The organism is Bradyrhizobium sp. USDA 4461, from assembly GCF_054055655.1.
In genome coordinates this window covers 5,500,424-5,514,994 of record NZ_JBSRXM010000001.1, presented here as the reverse complement: position 1 = coordinate 5,514,994, position 14,571 = coordinate 5,500,424, and the positions used below count along the sequence as shown (strand labels likewise).

Annotated in this window: 15 protein-coding genes; 5 read left to right on the top strand and 10 right to left on the bottom strand. The window is 65.8% G+C overall.

Annotated elements, in window-relative coordinates; all coding sequences use genetic code 11:
• Positions 1 to 153: 153 nt before the first annotated feature.
• The gene (locus ACVINW_RS25530; RefSeq protein WP_456753860.1) at positions 154 to 1,113 is read right to left on the bottom strand and encodes a Tim44 domain-containing protein; all 960 of its coding nucleotides are present in this window, start codon (positions 1,111 to 1,113) and stop codon (positions 154 to 156) included.
• Between the two features lie 531 nt (positions 1,114 to 1,644).
• On the opposite strand from ACVINW_RS25530, the gene ACVINW_RS25525 reads away from it, so the two are divergent.
• The gene (locus tag ACVINW_RS25525) at positions 1,645 to 1,896 is read left to right on the top strand and encodes a hypothetical protein (RefSeq protein ID WP_456753859.1); all 252 of its coding nucleotides are present in this window, start codon (positions 1,645 to 1,647) and stop codon (positions 1,894 to 1,896) included.
• A 100-nt stretch (positions 1,897 to 1,996) separates the two neighbouring features.
• Here ACVINW_RS25525 and cckA read toward each other — a convergent pair whose 3' ends face one another.
• From cckA to flgB, 7 genes are all read right to left on the bottom strand, one after another.
• The gene (gene cckA / locus ACVINW_RS25520) at positions 1,997 to 4,588 is read right to left on the bottom strand and encodes a cell cycle histidine kinase CckA (RefSeq protein ID WP_456756495.1); all 2,592 of its coding nucleotides are present in this window, start codon (positions 4,586 to 4,588) and stop codon (positions 1,997 to 1,999) included.
• 142 nt (positions 4,589 to 4,730) lie between these two features.
• The gene (flhB, locus tag ACVINW_RS25515) at positions 4,731 to 5,804 is read right to left on the bottom strand and encodes a flagellar biosynthesis protein FlhB (RefSeq protein WP_456753858.1); all 1,074 of its coding nucleotides are present in this window, start codon (positions 5,802 to 5,804) and stop codon (positions 4,731 to 4,733) included.
• Between the two features lie 12 nt (positions 5,805 to 5,816).
• The gene (fliR, locus tag ACVINW_RS25510; RefSeq protein WP_456753857.1) at positions 5,817 to 6,587 is read right to left on the bottom strand and encodes a flagellar biosynthetic protein FliR; all 771 of its coding nucleotides are present in this window, start codon (positions 6,585 to 6,587) and stop codon (positions 5,817 to 5,819) included.
• Positions 6,588 to 6,605: 18 nt separating this feature from the next.
• A complete protein-coding gene (fliQ, locus tag ACVINW_RS25505) occupies positions 6,606 to 6,869 on the bottom strand; it encodes a flagellar biosynthesis protein FliQ (RefSeq protein WP_456753856.1) in 264 nt (87 codons plus the stop codon).
• A 109-nt stretch (positions 6,870 to 6,978) separates the two neighbouring features.
• Positions 6,979 to 7,299: a flagellar hook-basal body complex protein FliE gene (gene fliE, locus ACVINW_RS25500; protein ID WP_050631837.1), complete on the bottom strand. Its 321-nt coding sequence runs from the start codon at positions 7,297 to 7,299 to the stop codon at positions 6,979 to 6,981.
• A gap of 26 nt (positions 7,300 to 7,325) precedes the next feature.
• Positions 7,326 to 7,751: a flagellar basal body rod protein FlgC gene (gene flgC, locus ACVINW_RS25495; protein WP_456753855.1), complete on the bottom strand. Its 426-nt coding sequence runs from the start codon at positions 7,749 to 7,751 to the stop codon at positions 7,326 to 7,328.
• 27 nt (positions 7,752 to 7,778) lie between these two features.
• The gene (flgB, locus tag ACVINW_RS25490) at positions 7,779 to 8,189 is read right to left on the bottom strand and encodes a flagellar basal body rod protein FlgB (protein WP_456753854.1); all 411 of its coding nucleotides are present in this window, start codon (positions 8,187 to 8,189) and stop codon (positions 7,779 to 7,781) included.
• 370 nt (positions 8,190 to 8,559) lie between these two features.
• Here flgB and ACVINW_RS25485 point away from each other — a divergent pair, with 370 nt between their 5' ends.
• The 4 genes from ACVINW_RS25485 to ACVINW_RS25470 all read left to right on the top strand — a co-directional run bounded on the left by ACVINW_RS25485 (position 8,560) and on the right by ACVINW_RS25470 (position 12,422).
• Positions 8,560 to 9,495: a flagellar biosynthetic protein FliO gene (locus ACVINW_RS25485; protein WP_456753853.1), complete on the top strand. Its 936-nt coding sequence runs from the start codon at positions 8,560 to 8,562 to the stop codon at positions 9,493 to 9,495.
• Positions 9,492 to 10,244, top strand: coding sequence for a flagellar type III secretion system pore protein FliP (gene fliP / locus ACVINW_RS25480; RefSeq protein WP_456753852.1), 753 nt, complete (start codon positions 9,492 to 9,494; stop codon positions 10,242 to 10,244). The genes ACVINW_RS25485 and fliP overlap by 4 nt, the downstream gene beginning before the upstream one ends.
• A gap of 87 nt (positions 10,245 to 10,331) precedes the next feature.
• Positions 10,332 to 11,219, top strand: a complete 888-nt coding sequence (locus ACVINW_RS25475; RefSeq protein WP_456753851.1) for a hypothetical protein — start codon at positions 10,332 to 10,334, stop codon at positions 11,217 to 11,219.
• 51 nt (positions 11,220 to 11,270) lie between these two features.
• Positions 11,271 to 12,422 carry an aminotransferase class V-fold PLP-dependent enzyme gene (locus tag ACVINW_RS25470; RefSeq protein WP_456753850.1) on the top strand — a complete coding sequence of 384 codons (1,152 nt, stop codon included), beginning with the start codon at positions 11,271 to 11,273 and terminating at the stop codon, positions 12,420 to 12,422.
• On the opposite strand, the gene ACVINW_RS25465 is transcribed toward ACVINW_RS25470, so the two are convergent.
• Positions 12,419 to 13,660 carry a YbfB/YjiJ family MFS transporter gene (locus tag ACVINW_RS25465; protein WP_456753849.1) on the bottom strand — a complete coding sequence of 414 codons (1,242 nt, stop codon included), beginning with the start codon at positions 13,658 to 13,660 and terminating at the stop codon, positions 12,419 to 12,421. The genes ACVINW_RS25470 and ACVINW_RS25465 overlap by 4 nt on opposite strands.
• A gap of 130 nt (positions 13,661 to 13,790) precedes the next feature.
• Positions 13,791 to 14,501 carry an SDR family NAD(P)-dependent oxidoreductase gene (locus ACVINW_RS25460; protein WP_456753848.1) on the bottom strand — a complete coding sequence of 237 codons (711 nt, stop codon included), beginning with the start codon at positions 14,499 to 14,501 and terminating at the stop codon, positions 13,791 to 13,793.
• Positions 14,502 to 14,571: the final 70 nt, after the last annotated feature.

Below are 14,571 nucleotides of genomic sequence, written 5' to 3'. Positions count from 1 at the left end.
ACGTTCTGACTGCCCCCGTACTGCCGCCTCAATTCGCCGCGAAGTCGGCCGGCAGGCCATCGCCGCCAGTGCCGCGACACGCGAATGAAGCGCGCAAAACAAAAGCGCCGCGGACCAAGCCGCGGCGCCTTGTCCGTCATCTCGGACCAGCGATCAGTTGGTCTGCTGGATCGCCGAGAGCTCCCAATTGCCGCCGCGCTGGCGCACGAAGGTCCAGACCTCGGTGACCTCCTCCGGCTGCCCGCCGCTGAGCTGGCGGCCGGTGCCGCGCTCGAGCATGGTGTCGACCAGCGAATAGCGCATCGCGACCGTCGCATATTCGCTGTCGCCTTCGCGCCAGGCTTCCGCCAGATCGCCCTGCAGGAGCTTCACGTTGGACGTCTTGTTGGTGACGTTGCGCGCCTTGTTGTCCTCGAGATCCCTGGAGAAGTACGACACCATCTCCGGCGTCGCGAGCGTGTGCAGCTTCGCAATGTCCTCGTTCGACCACGCAGCCTGGATCTCGCCGAGCAGCCGCTCGAAGGTCTCGTAGTCGGCGGGCGCGATCTCGACCGGCGCGTTCGATCCGCCGCCGAGGCCAAAGCCGAAGCCCGAGCGGGCGTTGGCCTGCGGGCCCGGGCCGACATCGGGTCCGCCCGCGTAAGCAGCGGCCGGCTGATTGCGGCGCTGCCACCACGACATCGCGAGCCGGACCACGAGCACGATCAGGCCGATCTGCAGCAACAGGCCGAGCATCGACGACAGGCCGCCGAGGCCCGAGAACAGGCCGCCGCCGAACAGCATGCCGAACAGGCCGGCGCCAAGGAAACCCGCGGCCAGGCCGCCGAGCAGACCACGGCCCATTCCGCCGCGGCCGAACAGGCCGCCGGAATTCGCCGCCGCCGGCGAGCTCATGCCCGGGCTACCGGGCTGGCTGAAGGTCCGGTTCAGCGGCGCAACCGAGCCCGGTGCGGTGTTGGTCGAGGGCGGCGCGGAGAACGTCCGCGAGCCGCGCGAGCCGCCACCGCCAACGCGGGCGTCGGCCGCCGAAACGGTCATCATCACGGGCAGCGCCAGCGCCATCGCGACGGCGATCGCCCGAACAATTCCACGCGTGCGTTGCGAGAAATTCATGTTGGTTTCCTCAAAGGATTCCCCGGCATGGGGAAACGCCCCTAAGATGGGCAGGGCCTGATAAAAGTGAAGCGGGAAACGGGAACTGCGGCTGCGGCCCTCGGTCGCGGCGATGTGACACTATGGTCCTTGTGGATGCGACGGCGCGTCCTAGCGCGGGACGAGGTTTCGGTTCAACCGTAGCCGCGCCGGAATTTCGCCTCGCACCTGCGAGAAGCCAAAGCGCATGCGCCTCGACGTATAGCTAGGGCGCGTCCTCATAAATTGGCCATGGCGGATTTACCTCGAAAACCTGACATCGCCGCATGACGATGGCTTGTCGGTTTTGGGCCAACTGCGGACAATGTTGCCAACCAAGCGCGTCTAAGTCGCTGTGGTTACTTTCCGACGCAGTCAAGAACCAAAAACACGGGAAGCTGAGAAGCCGCTGCTCCCATGAGGCACATCCGAATTAGAATGTACTCAACGGGTACCAAGGCTAGTTGGTCCTTTTCAGCCGCTCTGCGCAAGCACCAATCCCATCGAACCACAATGAAACAGTGGAACGCTAATATTGGAGCTGTCCACACCGCCAGCGCCTCCCATAAGGAGGTTGAAGAATGGCGCAAGTGCCAGCCGGGGCATGCCTTTGGAGGATTAATCAGCAGCAGTGCCGCGGCCGTCATAGCGGAGAGCAGCAGGGCGATCAAAGTGGAAGTGCGAGCTGTTTTCATCCTGACTAATGATAGGTTGCGCAGCATCGGTCGATCAACCGAAAAGATCGGCGTACCAAACGATGAATAAAGCGGTTGCGACTTCCGCAAAGGGTCAAAAGCCGCCGATCACGACCGAGCTGGGCAACTTCCGCTCTACGACTGGAAGCCGACGTTTATGAGCACACGCCCTAGTTCGCGGTCATGGTTTCCTTCACCGCGGCGACCAGCTGCGTCAGCGTGAACGGTTTCGGCAGGAACGCAAATTGCTGGTTTTCCGGCAGGCTCTTCTCGAAGGCGTCCTCGGCGTAGCCGGAGACGAAGATGATCTTCAGCTCCGGATTGCGACCGCGCATTTCCTTGAGCAGCGTCGGGCCGTCCATCTCCGGCATCACGACGTCGGAGACGACGAGATCGACCGCGCCGTTCTTCTCCTCGAACGCTTCCAGCGCCTCGACGCCGTTGGCCGCCTCGATCACGCTGTAGCCGCGCGAGCGCAGGCCGCGCGCATTGAGCGAGCGCAGGCCGTCCTCGTCCTCGACCAGCAGGATGGTGCCCTGCCCGGTGAGATCGGGCTTCGGCTTGGCCGCCTCGGCAGCGGAGACTTCCTTCGACGCACCGTTGCCGGCCTGCACCCCGGATGCGACCTCCTGCGCGATCTCCTGTTCCTGGCGATGCCGCGGCAGGTAGATGCGGAACGTGGTGCCGCCACCCGGCACGGAATCGACATAGACGAAACCGCCGGTCTGCTTGACGATGCCGTACACGGTGGACAGGCCGAGGCCTGTGCCCTTGCCGACCTCCTTGGTCGAGAAGAACGGCTCGAAGATCTTGTCGATGATCTCGTGCGGAATGCCGGTGCCGGTGTCAGCAATCTCGATCTTCACATAATCCGCGGCCGGCATGCCCTTGTTGGCAAGCTGAGCGGCTTCCTCGGTCGGCACGTTGGCGGTGCGGATGGTGAGCTTGCCGCCGTCGGGCATCGCGTCGCGCGCGTTGACCGCGAGATTGACCACGACCTGCTCGAACTGCGAGACGTCGACCTTCACCGGCCACAGGTCGCGGCCATGCACCAAGTCGAGCTTGACCTTCTCGCCGATCAGCCGGCGCAGCAGCATGGTGAGGTCGCTCAAGGCGTCGCCGAGATCCAGCACCTGCGGCCGCAGCGTCTGGCGGCGCGAGAACGCCAGCAGCTGCCGCACCAGCGTCGCGGCGCGGGTGGCGTTCTGCTTGATCTGCATGATGTCCTGGAACGACGGGTCGGTCGGCTTGTGCGCGTTCAGCAGGAAGTCGTTGGCCATCATGATGGCGGAGAGCACGTTGTTGAAGTCGTGCGCGATGCCGCCGGCGAGCTGGCCGACCATCTCCATCTTCTGCGACTGGTTGATCTGGTTTTCCAGCGCGCGCCGCTCGGTGATCTCGAGCATGTAGACGATCGCGGTCTCGGCGTCGCGCTCGTCCTTCTCGATGGTCGTGACGAAGAACTGGGCGAAGCGCTCCTTGGGGCCGTCGAGCATCACCTCGACCGGCGCGATATCGCCCTGCCCCTCGGCGGCCTGGTTGATGGCGGCGATCAGGAGGCCGCGGTCGCGCGGATTGACCGCGCGGAAGATCGACCTGGCGGCGCCGCCGTCGCCGTTCAGGCTCTGCGCCAGCTTGGCGTAGCGCGCATTGGCGCCGACCACGTTGCCGCCGCGATCGACGGTCGCGATCGCCATCGGCGTATGGTCGAAGAAGCGCATGAAGCGCACCTCGGCGGCGCGCTCCGGATCGGAACGCTCGTCGCGGGCGCGGCTGATCACCAGCGTGCGCGAGGCGCCCGCCGCGCCGTCGGCGCCGAAGGCGAGCTTGTGATAGAGCCGGACCGGCACGGTCTTGCCGCCGCGCATCCGCAGGTCGATGTCGAACACCTCGGTCTTGACCTCGCCCGGCACCGCCGCGATTGAGGTCAGCAAGGCCGCGCCATCGCCCGAGACGATGTCGGTCAGTTTCAGGCCGCCCGAACCGATTTCGGCCAGATCGTAATCCAGCCAGTTGGCGAGCGTGGCGTTGACATAGGCGATCTCGCCGGCCGGATTGACCGAGAAGAAGCCGCACGGCGCGTGGTCGAGATATTCGATCGCGTGCCGCAGCTCCTGGAACACGTCTTCCTGGCGCTCGCGGTCGCGCGTGATGTCGGCGATCGACCACACCGCGTATTTCGCGTCGCGCTTGCCCTCGCCGAGCGGCCGGACGCGCAACCGCAGCCAGCGGCCCTGTGCACCACCTTGCCCGGCCTCATGGCCGGCGATGCGGACCTCCTCCTGCTGCCGCTTGCCCTCGCGTGCGGCCTTCAGGAGGCGGAACACCGCCTCGGAGACGTCGGGGTTGCCGATGAAGACGCGCTCGACCGGACGGACGTCCTGCGGCCCGGCCGCACCGGTCAGCGTCAAATAGGCGGCGTTGGAATAGACCACGTGGCCGCGGGAGTCGGTGACGACGAGGCCTTCCTGGGCCTGGTCGGCGATCCGCGCCATCACCGGGTCGTCGGTCGCGCGGTCGGAGAAGCGGATGATGCCGGCGGCAAGGGCGAATAGGTTGAAAACCCCGACGGTGGCGAGCAGCGCCAGCACACCGAGGATGTAGGGTTGCGCCTGGCTGCGGCCGATGATCACGAGCCAGACCGCCACCGCGACGATGCCGGCCGCGACCAGCAGCACCAGCAGGATGCTGCCGCTGCGCCGCGCCGGCCCGTGGGCCACGAACGGCTCGGCCGCAGGAGGATCGTTGCTATCGGCGGTCATCTGGAGAGACATGGCTCGTCTGCATCACGAAGGCGACCGGCCGGCCACCTCGCACCTGAGTGCCTGAATCGGACCCGAAAACGCAAGTCCATCAGGCGGCAATTTCGCAAGTTACGCGCATTTCAAGCGGTTTTCCGCCCTTTTACTTACGCTGGCCGGACAGGCCGCGCCTCAGCCGCATCACGTAGCCGATGATTTCGGCAACCGCATGATAGTGCTCGACCGGGATTTCCTTGTCGATGTCGACGGTCGCATAGAGCGCCCGGGCCAGCGGCACGTTCTCCACGATCGGAATGTCGTGCGCCTTGGCGATCTCCCTGATCTTGAACGCGAGGACGTCGACGCCCTTGGCGACGCAGATCGGCGCCGACATGCTGCGGTCATAGGCCAGCGCCACCGAATAGTGGGTCGGGTTGGTGATGATCACCGAGGCCTTCGGAACCTGGGCCATCATGCGCTTCCTGGCGCGCTGGACCCGCAACTGCTTGATCCTGCCCTTGACGTGCGGGTCGCCTTCCGACTGCTTGAACTCCTCCTTCATCTCCTGCAGCGACATCTTGTGACGCTCGTACCAGGTCCGGTACTGGAAGAAGTAGTCGGCGATCGCAACCGCGGCGAGGATCGCGACCACCGCCGCCATCAGGTGCACGGTCATGCCGGTGATGGCGGGCAGCAGCTCGGCCGGGTCGACCCGCAGGAACGATTCCATCCGCATCCGATCGGGCCACAGCACCATGACCATCACGGCGCCGAGCGCGATCAGCTTGAACAGGCCCTTCAGGAAGTTCGCCACGGCCTGCTTGCCGAACAGCCGCTTGAAGCCGGCGGCCGGCGAGATCTTGGAGAATTTCGGCTTCAGTTGCTCGCCCGACCACACCAGCTGATGCTGGATCATGTTGCCGGCGACCGCGGCCAGCGCCAGCATCAGGAACGGCACGCCGATCGCAGCGACCACGGCGTAGCCAAGCGTCTGGGTCAGCTGCAGCAGGCCGGCACCGTCGGTGCGGATCATCCATGAATTGGCGATCAGGTTGCGCAGCGGCATCAAGATGCCGCCCCCGATCGAGCCAGCGAAGGTCGACAGCACCAGCGTGGCGCCGGCGATCATGAACCAGGTGTTGACCTCCTGGCTCTTGACGACGTCGCCTTTCTCGAGGGCTTCGTCGAGGCGTTTTTGCGTAGGGTCTTCTGTTTTGTCTTCGGTATCGTCGGCCATTTCTGCTCCTGATTAGTTCATCGGAGCGAGCTGGCGCATGACGCCGTTGAAGTAGTCGAAATAGGTGCTCATCATCGCCGCGAGCACGGCGGCGAAGATCAGGAAGCCGACCATGATCGAGAGCGGCACGCCGACGAAATAGACCTGCATCTGCGGCATCAGCCGCGCCAACACGCCGAGCCCGATGTTGAAGACGAGGCCGAACACCAGGAACGGCGCCGACAGCTGCAGGCCGATCTTGAAGGCGGCGGAGAAGGCCGAGGTCGCGAGCGCGGCGACGTCGCCGGTCGGCATGATCTCGCCGGGCGAGAAGATCCGGTAGCTCTCGCTCAGCGCCGCGATCACGAGATAGTGGCTGTCGGTGGCGAACAGCAGCGTCAGGCCGAGGATGGTGAGAAAGTTGCCGACGATCTGGCCCTGCTGGCCCTGGGTCGGATCGACGGCGGTGACGAAGCCGAGGCCGAGCTGCTGGGCGATCACCGAGCCCGCGACGTTGAGCGCCGACAGCGTCACCCGCGCGGTGGCGCCGAGCACGATGCCGATGATGAGCTCATGCACCATCAGGACGCCGAGCGCGGAGATCGACGTCAGGTCGACATGGTAGGCGTTGCGATGCAGCGGCAGGATGATCAGCGTCAGCAGCAGCGCGATCGACAGCTTGACCCGCGCCGGGATGTTGCTCTCGCCGAAACCGGGCAGCAGCATCACCATCGCGCCCACGCGCGCGAAGACCAGCACGAAGATTGCGGCCAGCGCCGGCAGCAGGGAGACATCGATGCGCATGACCGCGGCATTAGTGCATCAACCGCCGATGATTCGCGATGAAATCCGCATCATGTGGCTACTAAGCGAGTCCGCCATGAACGGCAGCGCCAGCAGCAATGTGACGAAGATCGCGAGGATCTTCGGCACGAAGACCAGCGTCTGCTCCTGGATCTGGGTCAGCGCCTGGAACAGCGACACCACGACGCCGACCACCAGGCCGACCACCATCAGGGGCGACGACACCACCACGATGGTCCAGATCGCATCGCGCGCCACGTCGAGAGTTTCAGGGCCGGTCATTTTGGATTCTCGCTTGCTGGTTGTTCAGTCATTCCGGGGCGCGAAGCGAACCCGGAATCTCGAGATTCCGGGTTCTGGTCCTTCGGACCATCCCGGAATGACACCGTCGTCAAATCGGCATCTTCATGATGTCTTCGTAAGCCTGGATTACGCGATCGCGGACCGAGACCAGCGTCGACACCGCAACGTCGGTGTCGGCGACCGCGGTCACCACGTCCATCACATTGGCCTTGCCCGAGGCCATCGCCATGGTCTGCGCGTCGGATTTCTTGCCCGCTTCCAGCACGCTGCCGACCGAGTCCTTCAGCAGCGCGCTGAACGACGGGCCGGCGACGGCCTGCCCGCCCAGCCCGGCCTTCTCGGCGCCGCCGCGCTCCATCATCCTGGCGAGGCTGGCATAGGCATTGGCGGCGACTGTCGGTGTAGCCATGAGTTACGTTCCCTGTTCTTGTTGCGTCAGGACTTGAGGATGTCGAGCGTGCGCTGGATCATCCGCCGCGTCGCGCTGATGATGTTGAGGTTCGCCTCGTAGGAGCGCTGGGCGTCGCGCATGTCGGTCATTTCGACCATCGCATTGACGTTCGGATATTTGACGTTGCCGGAGGCGTCCGCTGCCGGATTGCCCGGCTCGTGCTTGACGCGGAATGACGACTGGTCGGGGCGAATCCGGCCGAGCGTCACGACCTGGGCGTCGAGCGTGCGATCGAGCGCCGAGGAGAAGGTCGGCACCTTGCGGCGATAGGGATCGCCGCCCGCGGTCTGCGCGGTCGAATCGGCGTTGGCGATATTTTCCGAGATCACCCGCATCCGCCCCGCCTGCGCCCGCAGGCCAGAGGTCGCGATGCTCATCGAGCGGGCGAAATCGCTTGTTCCGTCTGCCATGGGATCCTCCCGCCGCCGTTAAATGGCCTAGCCCTTGCCGATCGCGGTCTTCAGCAGATGCAGGCTCTTGCTGTAGAGCGAGGTGGCGGCGGCGAAGTCCATCTGGTTGGCCGACACTTTCAGCATCTGCTCCTCGAGATTGACCGCGTTGCCGGCCGGGCGGGTCTGGAACCCGCTCCTGCCGCGATCATTGTCGAAAGTGTCCGGCGCGCCGGACGCCGCCATATGGGTGGCGCTGGTCTGCATCATCGGCAGCGTCCCCATGCCGGCGCCGACGGTTGCGCCGCCCTTGTCGAACGTCGGCTCGACCAGGTCGCGCGGCCGGAAGTTCGGCGTGTCGGAATTGGAAATGTTCTCGGCGAGCACCCGCTGGCGCTCCTGATGCCACTGCATCTTGGTGCGCAACGCCGACAGGATCGGGAGATCGTTCATGGCCATCGCGGCGGCTCCGTTAACCTCTTGGACGCCCATGGGCCTTCCGAGGTAGGCAGAATTTGCCCGGTGTATGGTTAACGGGTGGTTAAAATATCCGATGGAGCCGTGGAGAACGCCGCAACGGCGGCCGGCGAGCGCATTTTCGCCACGAATGCTGCGTTAACCAGCACAAACCAAGACAGCGTGGGGCGCTGAGAAGTCGTTTTGGGACAAGCGATTCTTGGTTTATTAATAGAACAATGGGCTGCAAGCCGCTGGGAATTAAGAAATAAGGCGAATCTCGGGCGCGATTCGCTGGCGCAAACCACATCTATCAATCCGCGCTCGTTGATGGCGGAAGCTGAGGAAGGCCACGATGGCCGGGGACTCCAATATGCAGGTCATTACATTCGTCTTGGCATTCGTTGTCGTGCTGGCGCTGATCGGCGTCACCGCATGGCTCGTTCGCCGCTTCGCCGGAAACCGCCTCGGCGCCAATGCCAACCGTGGCCGCATGCCGCGCCTGGCGGTGATCGACGCCGCCGCCGTCGACGGCCGCCGCCGCCTGGTGCTGGTCCGCCGCGACAATATCGAGCATCTGCTGATGATCGGCGGCCCGACCGACATCGTCGTCGAGCCGAACATTGTGCGGGCCATGCCCGGCCGCGATCAGATGTCGAGCCGCCCCGCAGTTGCGCCCGAGGCTGCGCTGCCGCGCGCAGCACCGCTGCCGGATGCGGCCTGGAACGAGAGCGAAGCCGCCCGCTCCGACGCGTTCGAGCTTCCCGAGCCTGAGCCGGCGCCGCGTCCGGCGCGCCCCTCCTTTGCCGACGAACTGCGCCGGCCCCCGCCGCCGCTGGCCGAGCGTCGCAGCGATCCGCTTGCCGGCTTCACGCCCGAGCGCGGCGAGCCGCGGCCCGATCCGATGCCGCCGCGCCTGCCGCCGCGCTCCGAGCCTGCCATCCCGCGCCCGCCGCGCGCGGCCGAGCCGCCGAAGGCACCGCCGCCGCTGCGCGCGCCCGAGCGCGCCGTGACGCCGCCGCCTCCCCCGGCTGCGCCGCCGGTTGCAACCCAGTCACCTCCGCCTCCGCCGCCGGCATCGAATGCCGATGCCAATCTCGCCGAGATGGCGCAGCGACTCGAGGCGGCGCTGCGCCGCCCGACCGGCGCCGGCGAAACCGTCGCGCCGCCGGTTGCGCCCGAGGCGCCGCCGGTGCGTGCCCCGCGCAGCGAGCCGCCCGCCCCGCCCGCAGGCGGACCGAAGAGCGGCTTCGAGAATCTCGAGGACGAGATGGCCTCGCTGCTCGGCCGACCGAAGAATCCTTCGTGAGATCGGGGACAGTCCCGCGTAGAGTTTTTTTCATCGCTGTCCTGATCGCCGCCGGATCCTTCGCTGGTCCGGCGATGGCGCAGGACATCAGCATCAACCTCGGCGGCGGCAATGGCGGCGTGACCGAGCGCGCGATCCAGCTGATCGCGCTGCTCACGGTGCTGTCGATCGCGCCGTCGATCCTGGTCATGATGACGTCGTTCACGCGCATCGTGGTGGTGCTGTCGCTGCTGCGCACCGCGCTCGGCACCGCCACCGCGCCGCCGAACTCGGTGATGATCGCGCTGGCGATGTTCCTCACCGCCTTCGTGATGGAGCCGGTGCTGCAGAAATCCTATGACGACGGCATCAAGCCGCTGGTCGCCAACCAGATCGGCGTCGAGGAGGCCTTGCAGCGCGCTTCGGTGCCGCTGCGCGGCTTCATGCAGAAGAACGTGCGCGAGAAGGACCTGAAGCTGTTCATGGATCTCTCCGGCGAGCCGCCGCCGGCGACGCCCGAGGAGATGTCGCTGCGCATCCTGGTGCCGGCCTTCATGATCTCCGAGCTGAAGCGCGCCTTCGAGATCGGCTTCCTGTTGTTCCTGCCGTTCCTGATCATCGACCTCGTGGTCGCCTCGGTCCTGATGTCGATGGGCATGATGATGCTGCCGCCGGTGGTGGTCTCGCTGCCGTTCAAGCTGATCTTCTTCGTGCTGGTCGACGGCTGGGCCTTGGTCGCCGGCAGCCTGGTGCAGAGTTACGGGGGGTAGCGCCCTGCGAAACATTCATGGCCCGTCGGCTGGATCGGCCGTGCCGTTGCACTATCATGCGCGGCATCGCATCCAGGGAGCCGTGCCGTGCAGCAGCCATTCGACCGCGCCGCAGAAGATCTCGGCAACGCCATCCATCTCGAGCATGTCAACGTGCAGGTGCCCGACCAGCGCCTCGCCACGCTGTTCTATGTGGCCGGCATCGGGCTGACCCGCGATCCCTATCTGATGGTCTCCGACAGCAACATGTGGGTGAATGCCGGCCGCAGCCAGTTTCATCTGCCGAGCGGCAAGCCGCAGGTGCTGCGCGGTCACACCGGCATCGTGATCGCCGGACGGCAGGCCTTGCTCCAGCGGCTTGCCGCAGTCGCGCCCAAGCTCGAAGGCACCGCGTTCAGTTATCGCGAGCACAACGATCACGTCGAGGCCATTTGCCCCTGGGGCAACCGCCTGCGCTGCTACGAACCCGACGCGAAGCGGTTCGGCCGCATCGCGCTCGGCATGCCCTATGTCGAATTCGCCGTGCCGCGCGGCACCGCCGAGGCGATCAGCCGGTTCTATCCGGAGATCATGGGCATCCCGGCCCGCGTTGTGAACGGCGACGGGGTCGTCGCGCGGGCAAAAGTCGGCAAGGACCAGTATCTGCAATTCCGCGAGAGCGACGAAGCGCAGGGCGAGTTCGACGGCCATCACGTCCAGATCTACATCGCGGATTTCTCGGGCCCCTACAAGCGGCTGCGCGAGCGCAATCTGGTCTCGCGCGAGGACAACCAGTATCAGTATCGCTTCTGCGACATCGTCGATCCCGCCAATGGCCGGCATCTGTTCACGATCGAGCACGAGGTGCGCAGCGCGACGCATCCGATGTATCTGCGGCCGCTGGTCAACCGCAATCCGGCGCAGACCAACCGCACCTTCGCCAACGGCTACGACCAGGCGCCATGGGCGATGGGGCCTGACCAGTATGATGGGTGAGCCGAGCGCTCCCCACCGCGACATCATCAGCAATCCCAGCCACGAGACCACATGCTTCCCTCCCAGCGCCATCTGTTCGAGATTCCTCGCGAGGTCTGCTACCTGAACTCGGCATCCTACAGCCCGCTGCCGCTGAAGACGCTCGACGCCGGCCGCGCCGCGGTCGGACGCAAGGGCCAGCCCTGGACGATCGATGCCGGCTTCGCCGGCCGCCAGCATGAACGCGCCCGCGCCGCGGCGGCACGCCTGATCAACGCCGATGCGAACGACATCGCACTGATCCCGGCGATCAGCTACGGCATAGCGACCGTGGCGAAAGCGCTGACGATTCCGCGCGGCACCCGCGTCGTGGTGCTGGAGAACGATCACTCCTCGCCGGTGCTGGAATGGCACGTCCGCGCCGAGGCGCAGGGTTTTGTCGTCGACACCGTGCGGCAGCCCGCCGACGGCGACTGGACGTCGGCGGTGCTGGCAACGATCGAGCGACCAGGCGCCCCGCCGGTCGGCCTTGCCTCGATCTCGTCGGTGCACTGGTCGGACGGCGGCTTGATCGACGTCGACAGGATCCAGGCGGCGCTGCAGCGGCACGGCGCAATGTTCGTCATCGATGCGACTCAGAGCGTCGGCGTCGTGGCGATGGATGTGAGACGACTTGATCCGGATGCGGTGATCTTCCCGACCTACAAATGGCTGATCGGCCCCTACGGCCGCGCCTTTCTCTATGTTGCCAAACGTCATCAGAACGGTGTGCCGCTGGAGCAGACCTCCGCCGGCCGCCGTGACGTCAATTCCGAGAACCCGGTCTATTTCGGCGATCTCGGCTATGTCGACAACGCCCGCCGCTACGACATGGGCGAGCGCGATCATTTCATCACCCTCGAAATGGCCTCGATCGGCATGGAGATGATGGCGGAATGGGGTGCCGCGGCCGTCAGCGCGCGGCTCGCGATGCTGAACCAGCGGATCGCCGATGGCGTCCGTGATCTCAACCTCAACATGCTGGCGCCGAGCCTGCGCGCGCCGCATATCCTGAGCCTCGGCATGGCCGGCGGCATTCCGAAGGAGTTGATCGCGCGGCTCGCCGCCGAGAACATCCACGTCGCGCTGCGGCTGGGGCGGATGCGGATCTCGCCGCACGTCTTCAACGACGAGGCCGATGTCGACCGCCTCGTCGCTGTGTTGACGAATTCGCTGCGCGGTTAGCGCGACTTACGGCCCAGGGCGACGGCGCTGACCAGTTCGAGCGCCAGTGCCGTGGCCACGCCCGCCGCGCCGATCACGAACAGCAGCGCGTAGTCGCCGCCGCTGCGCGCGAACAGCCAGGACAGGCCATAGGCGCCAGCCGCCTGGAACAGCGCGAAGGTGGTGGTGGCCTGCGCCCAGGCGGAGCGCTGGCTCACGGCCGAATGCGGGATCAGTTCGTGGATGCGGCCGATCACCAGCGGCACGATGCCGGGTGTGAAACCGCCGACGATCAGGCTCGACGCGATCAGCGCGGCAGGCGACGTGGTCACAGCAGGGATCGCGACCGCGACGGCCTCGATCAGGAACGCCACGCGCAACGCCGCAGCGAAGCCGGCGCGATCGGCGAGATGTCCGGTCAAGAGCGGCCCGACCACGGCGCCGATGCCGTACAGCACCCAGTAATACGATCCCGCAGGAATCCCCTGCCCGAGACCGCGGGCGACGAAATCGACCAGGAACACCATGTGCGGCACCAGCGCCAGCGCGTTGAGGCCGTACTCCACGCACAACGCGATCACCAGCGGCGAGCGCGTGCCATGCGACACCACGTGCGGCTCGGCTGCACCATGCGCGGCAGGCACGTCCGTCGGCCACGCCTTCCAGCTGATCGCGGTCAGCAGCGCCGACAATACGCCAAGACCATACCAGGCTTGCTTGACGCCCTGCTGCAGCAACAGCGGCACCAACGTGCCGGACGCCGCGACGCCGAGGCCGACGCCGGCGAAGATCACGCCGCCGATCAGGCCACGCTTGCTGGGGGCGGTATGCGGCAGGATCGCGGTCGCCGCCAGCACCATGATCACGCCGCCGCTGATGCCGGCGAGGAAACGGAGGCCGAAGAACCAGATGAAGGAGATCGGTACCGCGCAGGCGAAGCAGGTGATCGCGGCGAGCCCCATCATGCCGCGCAGCGCCCATACCGAGCCGATCCGCGCGCCGAGGTCGCGGGCGATCAGCGCACCGGCGAGATAGCCGGCCAGGTTGGCGGCGCCGAGATAGACCGCTTCCGCCGGCGTGAACCACTTTGCAGCGATCAGTGCCGGGATCAGCGGCGTATAGGCAAAACGCGCGAGCCCAAGCCCGACCAGTGAGGCGCACAGCCCCGCGACGGCGAACAGCCACAGCGGCCCGCCTGTATCGCGCTGCGGCCCGGCGTGATGGCGCCTGTCACGATCGACATTGGTTGACATGGACATCGCAGTAGGCCCTCCGGCCATTCGTGAAAAATGATTAGTTGCGATCGCAGCAATCGGTTGCAGCGATCACCGCATCTCTCCCGATCGGGGAGAGATGCTCGTTTCGCTTGGGCCAAGGCCATCGCGCTCGTCAGTGACCGGCGCTCTGGCCGCCGTCGACATGCAGGATTTCGCCGGTGACGAAGCCTGCGGCTTCCAGAAACAGCACCGCGTCGACGACGTCCTTCATCTCGCCCATGCGGCCGACCGGATGCAGCTTGGCCAGGAAATCGTGAGTCTCCGATGCGTGCATCGGCGTCTTGATCACGCCGGGCGCCACCGCATTCACGCGGATGCCCCTGGCGGCATATTCGATCGCGAGCGACTTTGTCGCGGCATTCAGGCCGCCCTTGGTCAGCGAGGCCAGCACCGAGGGAACATTGCTGTTGGCATGATCGACCAGGCTGGTCGTGATCTGCACGATGTGCCCGGAGCCCTGCTTCACCATCTCCTTCGCGACGCGGCGGGTGATGTAGAAGAAACCGTTAAGATTGGTGGCCAGGATCGAGGCGTAATCCTGATCGGCATAGTCGGTGAACGGCTTGGCGATAAAGATGCCGGCATTGTTGACCAGCGTGTCGATGCGGCCGAAGCGCCCAAGCGCCTGCTTGACGATACGGTCGGCCACTTCGGGATCGCCGATGTCGCCGGCGACGGCTAGCACGTCATTGTCAGTCGACGGCTTGATGCTGCGGGAGTTGGCGACGACGCGATAGTTGCGGTCGCGATAGCCCTTGACGATCGCCTCCCCGAGGCCCTGCGACGCCCCGGTGACGATTGCGACCTTTTGCTCTGCACCCATGGTCTCTCTCCATCTGCTGCTGAAGCGACCCAGCGCCGCCTCGATGGAGAGCAAACTAGATAGAACCGAT

What these genes read in the sequence shown, in the direction of transcription:
- ACVINW_RS25530 (WP_456753860.1), bottom strand. Translation starts at nt 1,113, where the DNA reads ATGAATTTCTCGCAACGCACGCGTGGAATTGTTCGGGCGATCGCCGTC.
- ACVINW_RS25525 (WP_456753859.1), top strand. Translation starts at nt 1,645, where the DNA reads ATGAAACAGTGGAACGCTAATATTGGAGCTGTCCACACCGCCAGCGCC.
- cckA (WP_456756495.1), bottom strand. Translation starts at nt 4,588, where the DNA reads ATGACCGCCGATAGCAACGATCCTCCTGCGGCCGAGCCGTTCGTGGCC.
- flhB (WP_456753858.1), bottom strand. Translation starts at nt 5,804, where the DNA reads ATGGCCGACGATACCGAAGACAAAACAGAAGACCCTACGCAAAAACGC.
- fliR (WP_456753857.1), bottom strand. Translation starts at nt 6,587, where the DNA reads ATGCGCATCGATGTCTCCCTGCTGCCGGCGCTGGCCGCAATCTTCGTG.
- fliQ (WP_456753856.1), bottom strand. Translation starts at nt 6,869, where the DNA reads ATGACCGGCCCTGAAACTCTCGACGTGGCGCGCGATGCGATCTGGACC.
- fliE (WP_050631837.1), bottom strand. Translation starts at nt 7,299, where the DNA reads ATGGCTACACCGACAGTCGCCGCCAATGCCTATGCCAGCCTCGCCAGG.
- flgC (WP_456753855.1), bottom strand. Translation starts at nt 7,751, where the DNA reads ATGGCAGACGGAACAAGCGATTTCGCCCGCTCGATGAGCATCGCGACC.
- flgB (WP_456753854.1), bottom strand. Translation starts at nt 8,189, where the DNA reads ATGGCCATGAACGATCTCCCGATCCTGTCGGCGTTGCGCACCAAGATG.
- ACVINW_RS25485 (WP_456753853.1), top strand. Translation starts at nt 8,560, where the DNA reads ATGCAGGTCATTACATTCGTCTTGGCATTCGTTGTCGTGCTGGCGCTG.
- ACVINW_RS25470 (WP_456753850.1), top strand. Translation starts at nt 11,271, where the DNA reads ATGCTTCCCTCCCAGCGCCATCTGTTCGAGATTCCTCGCGAGGTCTGC.
- ACVINW_RS25465 (WP_456753849.1), bottom strand. Translation starts at nt 13,660, where the DNA reads ATGTCCATGTCAACCAATGTCGATCGTGACAGGCGCCATCACGCCGGG.
- ACVINW_RS25460 (WP_456753848.1), bottom strand. Translation starts at nt 14,501, where the DNA reads ATGGGTGCAGAGCAAAAGGTCGCAATCGTCACCGGGGCGTCGCAGGGC.